We start from the raw sequence: 6,352 nt of genomic DNA on the forward strand, positions 1-6,352 counted from the left end.
ATGAATAAATTGAAGCAAATCACCGCTGCTGTGGTTCTGTCTTTAACTGGACTAGCTGTTACTCCAGCTATTGCTGCACCAAAATGCCCAATTGATGATCGTCAAAACAAGGCTGTTGGTGAGCGAGTCGGTAAGAAAGTTGGTAAGGCATATAAAGCCTATCAGGAGTCGAAACTAGATGAAGCGATAGCGATTATGCTAGAGCTGAACCCTCGAAACGACTTTGATAAAGCCTTTGTTGATAGAATGTTAGGTAACTTTTACGCTGAAAAAGGTAAAATGAGCTCAGCACTTAAGTATCTTAAGAAAGCTGTAGATGCGGATAACCTTGGTGGTGCGGATCATGCACAAACTTTAAGGCTGTATTCTGACCTGCTTATTCAAGAGAAAAAGTACAAAGAAGCAATTGATAGTTATTACAAGTGGATGGACTTCACCTGTAAAACGGAAGCTGTCGTATTTAAGCGTATTGGTATTGCTCACTCAGAGCTATCACAATGGGATAAAGTACTACAAGTTGCTGACAAAGGTCTTTCTTTAGTTGATAAGCCTGATAAAGGTCTCTATCAGATGAAGTTGACAGCTTACTTTAACAAGAAGCAGTTTAAGAATGCTGTTAAAGTGCTCGAAACTATGGTGCCATTATTCCAAGACGATAAGCGTTTATGGGTACAATTGGCGCAGTTCTATTTGATGACAGAGAACTATCCAAAGTCACTGGCTACTTATGACCTTGCGTATAAAAATGGCTTTTTGGAAACTGCTGGTAATATCACGCGATTAGCGCAGTTATTATCACAAAAAGGTTCGCACTATAAAGCAGCGAAAATTTTTGAAAAGCACATGAAAGAAGGCCTGATCGAATCTAACAAGAAGTCATATAAGTCTCTTGCTGGTTTCTATCATAACGCTAAAGAGTTGAAAGAAGCAGCTGAGTATTATGGTCTTGCTGCTGCGATCGATGAAGATGCTTCTCTGTATTTAAAGCAGGGACGAATACTTGCTCTAGATCGTCAGTTTAAGCGTGCTATTCCAGTGTTTGAAAAAGCATTGTCTCTGGGTATCAAAAATCCAGGTGAGGCGCAGTTTGAACTTGCTTTAGCACATTTAAGCTTGAAGCAATACAAATCAGCCTATAAACGTGCGACGCAAGCAAGCAAAGATAAGAAAACGGCTCGCTCTGCGAAGAGTTACATCTCTTATATTAAAGAGAAAGCTCGCATTCATAATGTGACGTTATAGTAAATATGTTCAGTTAAAAAGCCCCTTTAAAGGGGCTTTTTTATTGCCAAATTTTAATCAGGAGTTGCTCATGACTGTTCTTTATAAAATGTGCCGCTAGAGTTCAAACCTAAGACGCAAGTGTGTAGAGTGCGCGATGGTCATCTGATGTTCGCTCTAGATTAATTAAATGTTCGTCGGCCGCTGAAAATAAAGACTCTATCTGGGTTTTTTGTTTAGGTAGGCAGATGCAGGCTACAATTTTATAATCGACTTGCATACTTTGTTGTTTACCAAATTCTTGGTTAAATTTGGCAATTTCTTCATCAATGCGATTAAGAACCTTCTCAACCCCACTACTATCAATGTTAAACAGTCCGACAGCAAACCTATTTTGATTGACCCGAGCTATCAAGTCTGTGCGTCTTAGGAGTGATTGCTGGACATGTTTAGTAAAAAATTCTAACAAATGAGGTTGGTTATGGGTTTCATGTATATGAGGGCAAAGATACAATAGCGCTAAACCTTGACCGTCTCTTAAGTGGCTGTACCATTCTCGATGAAATACTTCCATAAAGTAGGTTAAATTATACACACCGGTTTCAGGATCTCGAAACCCAGAATTACTAAATGAAAAAATCATAGTTGGCTCCGCTTACTCATCTATTAATAAGTATAGAAAAGAATAAGCAAGCAGTGAGATTTAAGGAGAATTCAAAAAATGAAAACCCATTATATTGCCGCTAGCCTTGCGCTAATGCTAGGACTCCAAGGCTGCGACAATAGCTCAAGGACCGAGAATCATACTGCCAATCCAGCCACTAAAACGGTATCTGCGGAGCAAAGTGCTGACCAAACCTATTTGAACTTAGTTGACCAATATTTCAAAGATGTCACTAAGCTGAATCCGATGTATGCAACATTTGTTGGAATAGATGAACATAATGATAGGTTTGGTAACGGTCTGACAGAGGCTTATTTGAAGGCTCGTCATGAGTTAAATACTAAATACCTTGATGCAGTCAAAGCTCTAGACCGTGACAAACTATCTGACAGTTTGCAGCTCTCTTTCGACATGTTTGCGTATGATAAGAACATGGCGCTGATTGGTGAGAAATTTCCAGAGCGATTTATACCAATTAATCAGTTCTATAGCCCTGTCATTACGATGATCCAGCTTGCTAGTGGTGAAAGTGCGCAGCCATTTAAGACCGTAGCTGATTACAACAATTGGTTGTCGCGCATGGATGGATTTATTGCTTGGCTTGGTGACGTAAAACTGAGAATGAATCAAGGCATTGAAAGTAAGGTTGTTTTGCCTCGAGTACTCGTTGAGCGCATGATTCCTCAATTCAAGTCTCAGTTAGTTCAAAACGCTGAAGATAGCTTGTTCTATACGCCAATTCGTAAATTGCCAGACACCTTGAGCGATAAAGACAAGCAAGAAATAACTTTGGCTTATCAAACTCAAATTCAGAGTAAATTGATGCCCGCATTACAAGATTTTACTGAATACTTAGAAGGTACTTATTTAGAAAATGCTCGAGGAAGTGATGGCTGGAGTGGGCTACCTAATGGAAAAGCATGGTACCAACACCTTGCAAATCATCACACAACAACCAAAATGCCCGTCGATGAAATTCATCAAGTTGGTTTGGTTGAAGTGAAGCGAATTCTTTCGGAAATGGACCGAGTACGTGAGCAAGTAGGTTTTGTAGGTACGCTCCCTCAGTTTTTCGAGGCTTTATCTTCAGAGGAGCAGTACTTCTTTGAAAGTAAGGAAGCCTTGATCCAAGGCTATATGGAAGCCAAACAACGAATCAACGCTGTGCTTCCGGACTATTTTAATGTCATGCCTAAAGCGGATTATGTCGTCAAGCCTGTTGAGAGCTTCCGCGAAAAGTCAGCTGCAGGGGCATCTTATGAGTCGCCTGCCGTTGATGGTTCTCGCCCTGGAATTTTTTATATTAATACCTACAACCTAAAAGCACAGCCAAAGTGGGGAGTGACTACATTATCTTTGCATGAGGCGGCGCCTGGGCACCATTTTCAAATCGCAATTAAGCAAGAGTTACAAGGTGTACCAGAGTTCCAGCGATTCAGCGGCTATAATGCTTTCGAAGAAGGTTGGGCGTTATATGCAGAGTACCTAGGAATTGAAATGGGGTTGTTTAAAGATCCTTACCAATACTTTGGAAAATTGTCTGATGAAATGCTTCGCGCAATGCGTTTAGTGGTAGATACAGGTCTTCATGCAAAAGGCTGGTCGAGAGAGCAGGCTATTCAGTACATGATGGATAACTCGCCCCTTGCAGATTCCGATATTGTCGCTGAGGTTGAGCGCTATATGGCAATTCCTGGCCAGGCACTGTCCTACAAAGTCGGTCAGCTGAAGATTTTGGAGCTGCGTGAAAGAGCTGAAAATAAATTGGGCGACAACTTTGATTTAAAAGATTTCCATGCGCAGTTGTTAACTTCAGGCTCACTGCCGATGGCGGTTATGGAACAAAAAATTGATCGCTGGATAGCTCAACAAAGTAAAAGTTAATACAGCTCAAATTGTCAGGAAGTTTGCTTGTTTAACCGGTGAACTTCCTTATACTCGAAAGCACATGAAATGATAAGCTGCTGACTGTGGCAGCAAAAAGGCAAATAGCCTTTGTGAAATAGGAGCAACAAAATGGTTCAAGCAACTGCAAGACATCTTCTTGTGAGTACACAAGAGCAGTGTGAAGAGTTGAAACAGCAAATTATTGGTGGTGCAGATTTCGCTGATTTAGCAAAAGCACACTCTTCGTGCCCATCTGGTGCTCAAGGTGGAGAACTCGGTTCTTTTGGCCCCGGAATGATGGTTAAAGAGTTCGATGAAGTTGTATTTAGTGCGCCATTGAATGAAGTTCAAGGCCCTGTACAAACGCAATTTGGTTACCACTTGCTAGAAGTAACCAGCCGCGGCTAACCATATGGGGCTACTGCCAAATGAATGGCAACGTTGAAAGTGTTGATATTTTTGGCAGTAAAGAAAAAGGCGGCTCATCATTGAGCCGCCTTTTTTTATTGATTTGATAAAATCTTAAGCTTGCTTTTTATTGACCATTAACTTGTAAACTAGCCAGATAGCTAGAACGGCAGTAAATGCAATTGAAATAATGTTAGAGCCATTTTCAGGGTACTGAGCTCCTAAAGACGCTGAGTATGAAAACAGGCCTAAGAAAAATGCAGCCCAGGCTGGCGCGAGCGGCAATGGATCTTGAGCTTCGATGTAGTTCTTGTAGAAGTACGTCGCAACAAAGTAAATGGTTAAGAACGGGAACACGGAAAACGGCACGTGAGAAATTGCTAATGCAGAAAAACAAGCGTTGACGGATAAACCGAGAACGAATGTGCTGGCAAGCAATTTTGAAGGAATGCTAGTTTGACTCATGAAATGCCCTCTTAAAAGAATTGGTATAGTGGTTAGTCTAATTAATATTTGCCACTAAAAGTAGCATGGTCATGGCTAATTTTTCAACTGGGACTTTAGGTTAGTTACCCAATCATTGATCTTCGTTATAAAGATGAAGACAAAATGGCATTCGTCACTTCTACTTTCGAATTCACTGTTAAATGCATGTCTATATAATGCGTTGATAAATTAGATGTTTGCTGCGCTATTGTAGGTTATCGTTTTGTTCTTTTTTGACTCTAATGCATGTTTGGTTTTATGGCAGTTCCTATTCGTTTAAACACACATATTGCTGATTTTATTTCAGTCAAAAGGGTGATTTAAATTGAGCGAATCTTTTCGGTTATTTTGATGATGTAAGCTTTAAGGAGTATGGGGTTGAACCTTCAATAATTCCCAATAATATTGCTGCAGTTTCATAGCGACTCGGTATAATGGCGCCAGCAAAGCATAGAAGGACTCACGAAACGTGACTAAACAAGAATCTACATTGTCTCTAAACGCTGGAGATGAATACATCGAATTATATAAAGTACTAAAAGTACAAGGCATGATCAGTGCGGGTGGTGAAGCTAAGCACGTGATCGCTGAAGGTATGGTTAGCGTCAATGGCGAAGTAGAAACTCGCAAACGTAAAAAAATTGCCGCTGGTGATACAGTCGAATTTAATGGTGAGTCAGTTTTAGTTGTTGCGGCTGCGTAAGGCTGACAAATTGGAGAAAAAAATGCAGTTTCCAGATGATGACAACGGCAAAATGTTAGCCGCAATGGCGGAGGCGGGCATTGATTTGTCAAAACCTTTAGCCGTAGATTTCTTTTTAGTATTTGATGACCAAAGAGATGCAGAGTCTGCTCTTGAGGAAATAGTGAATTCTGACTTAGAGGCTGATTCAGAGTTGAACATGAACGATGAGCTTGCGAAGTGGGAGCTCATCGTTGGAATCGAAATGGTTCCAGAATATGAATTACTGGTAGAGCAAGAAACGATATTGCATGAGTTTGCGCAAGAGTTTGGTGGTCAGTCTGATGGCTGGGGTGTGATGCAACACCAAGAAGGCGATGATGAATTTGCTGATGAAGATACGTCGCAGCATCAATGTGATGACCAGTGTCAGCATTAGAATGTGAATGATGAAAAGGCCACCAATTTGGTGGCTTTTTTCATTTTTGGTTTGAATCATCGAATTTGAATTACACGCGAAGAGGTCATGACCAACAAATGGGTATATCGGAGTGTCATGCGCGTAAATAAGAAGAGATTAATATCGTGGCAATAGAGATTACATTTGAGTTGTTTAGTATCTTATTTGCAGTCGCCGTTATTGCTGGTTTTATTGACGCCGTAGCGGGTGGTGGTGGGCTTATCACGATACCCGCGCTTATGTGGGCGGGCTTACCTCCGACTGCGGCGTTGGCGACGAACAAACTTCAAGCAAGTGGTGGTAGTTTTTCTGCAACGCTTTATTTTGTCCGCAAAGGCTTAGTTGATTTGCGACAAATGTACCTGTCTATTGTTTGTGCGTTTTTGGGCGCTGCGGCTGGTGCAGTGTGTGTACAGCGGGTTGATACCGAAGTATTAAAGCTTGTTTTACCTTTTCTTACATTGACGATTGGCTTATATTTTTTGGTTTCAAAAAGAATATCGGCACATGACAAACGGCAATTGATTTCACCGACGTTATTTGC

Annotated in this window: 7 protein-coding genes and 1 pseudogene; 6 read left to right on the forward strand and 2 right to left on the reverse strand. The window is 41.0% G+C overall.

Annotated elements, in window-relative coordinates:
- Nucleotides 1-1,242, forward strand: a complete 1,242-nt coding sequence (locus tag IEY18_RS05730) for a tetratricopeptide repeat protein (RefSeq protein ID WP_188918715.1) — start codon at nucleotides 1-3, stop codon at nucleotides 1,240-1,242.
- Nucleotides 1,243-1,351: 109 nt separating this feature from the next.
- On the opposite strand, the gene IEY18_RS05735 is transcribed toward IEY18_RS05730, so the two are convergent.
- On the reverse strand, nucleotides 1,352-1,864 hold the full coding sequence (locus IEY18_RS05735; protein ID WP_188918717.1) for a diguanylate cyclase domain-containing protein: 513 nt from the start codon (nucleotides 1,862-1,864) through the stop codon (nucleotides 1,352-1,354).
- A 78-nt stretch (nucleotides 1,865-1,942) separates the two neighbouring features.
- Here IEY18_RS05735 and IEY18_RS05740 point away from each other — a divergent pair, with 78 nt between their 5' ends.
- On the forward strand, nucleotides 1,943-3,769 hold the full coding sequence (locus tag IEY18_RS05740) for a DUF885 domain-containing protein (protein ID WP_188918719.1): 1,827 nt from the start codon (nucleotides 1,943-1,945) through the stop codon (nucleotides 3,767-3,769).
- A gap of 132 nt (nucleotides 3,770-3,901) precedes the next feature.
- The gene (locus IEY18_RS05745; RefSeq protein ID WP_188918721.1) at nucleotides 3,902-4,180 is read left to right on the forward strand and encodes a peptidylprolyl isomerase; all 279 of its coding nucleotides are present in this window, start codon (nucleotides 3,902-3,904) and stop codon (nucleotides 4,178-4,180) included.
- A gap of 114 nt (nucleotides 4,181-4,294) precedes the next feature.
- On the opposite strand, the gene IEY18_RS05750 is transcribed toward IEY18_RS05745, so the two are convergent.
- On the reverse strand, nucleotides 4,295-4,645 hold the full coding sequence (locus IEY18_RS05750; RefSeq protein WP_188918723.1) for a DUF1422 family protein: 351 nt from the start codon (nucleotides 4,643-4,645) through the stop codon (nucleotides 4,295-4,297).
- Nucleotides 4,646-5,135: 490 nt separating this feature from the next.
- Here IEY18_RS05750 and IEY18_RS05755 point away from each other — a divergent pair, with 490 nt between their 5' ends.
- The 3 genes and pseudogenes from IEY18_RS05755 to IEY18_RS05765 all read left to right on the forward strand — a co-directional run.
- Nucleotides 5,136-5,369, forward strand: a complete 234-nt coding sequence (locus tag IEY18_RS05755; RefSeq protein ID WP_188918725.1) for an RNA-binding S4 domain-containing protein — start codon at nucleotides 5,136-5,138, stop codon at nucleotides 5,367-5,369.
- A 22-nt stretch (nucleotides 5,370-5,391) separates the two neighbouring features.
- Nucleotides 5,392-5,787: a ribonuclease E inhibitor RraB gene (locus tag IEY18_RS05760; protein WP_188918727.1), complete on the forward strand. Its 396-nt coding sequence runs from the start codon at nucleotides 5,392-5,394 to the stop codon at nucleotides 5,785-5,787.
- Between the two features lie 146 nt (nucleotides 5,788-5,933).
- Nucleotides 5,934-6,352, forward strand: a pseudogene (locus tag IEY18_RS05765) (TSUP family transporter); the annotation flags it as partial.

It is taken from the genome of Shewanella gelidii, from assembly GCF_014647855.1.
GTDB classification, from domain to species: Bacteria; Pseudomonadota; Gammaproteobacteria; order Enterobacterales; family Shewanellaceae; genus Shewanella; species Shewanella gelidii.

What these genes read in the sequence shown, in the direction of transcription:
- IEY18_RS05730 (WP_188918715.1), top strand. Translation starts at nt 1, where the DNA reads ATGAATAAATTGAAGCAAATCACCGCTGCTGTGGTTCTGTCTTTAACT.
- IEY18_RS05735 (WP_188918717.1), bottom strand. Translation starts at nt 1,864, where the DNA reads ATGATTTTTTCATTTAGTAATTCTGGGTTTCGAGATCCTGAAACCGGT.
- IEY18_RS05740 (WP_188918719.1), top strand. Translation starts at nt 1,943, where the DNA reads ATGAAAACCCATTATATTGCCGCTAGCCTTGCGCTAATGCTAGGACTC.
- IEY18_RS05745 (WP_188918721.1), top strand. Translation starts at nt 3,902, where the DNA reads ATGGTTCAAGCAACTGCAAGACATCTTCTTGTGAGTACACAAGAGCAG.
- IEY18_RS05750 (WP_188918723.1), bottom strand. Translation starts at nt 4,645, where the DNA reads ATGAGTCAAACTAGCATTCCTTCAAAATTGCTTGCCAGCACATTCGTT.
- IEY18_RS05760 (WP_188918727.1), top strand. Translation starts at nt 5,392, where the DNA reads ATGCAGTTTCCAGATGATGACAACGGCAAAATGTTAGCCGCAATGGCG.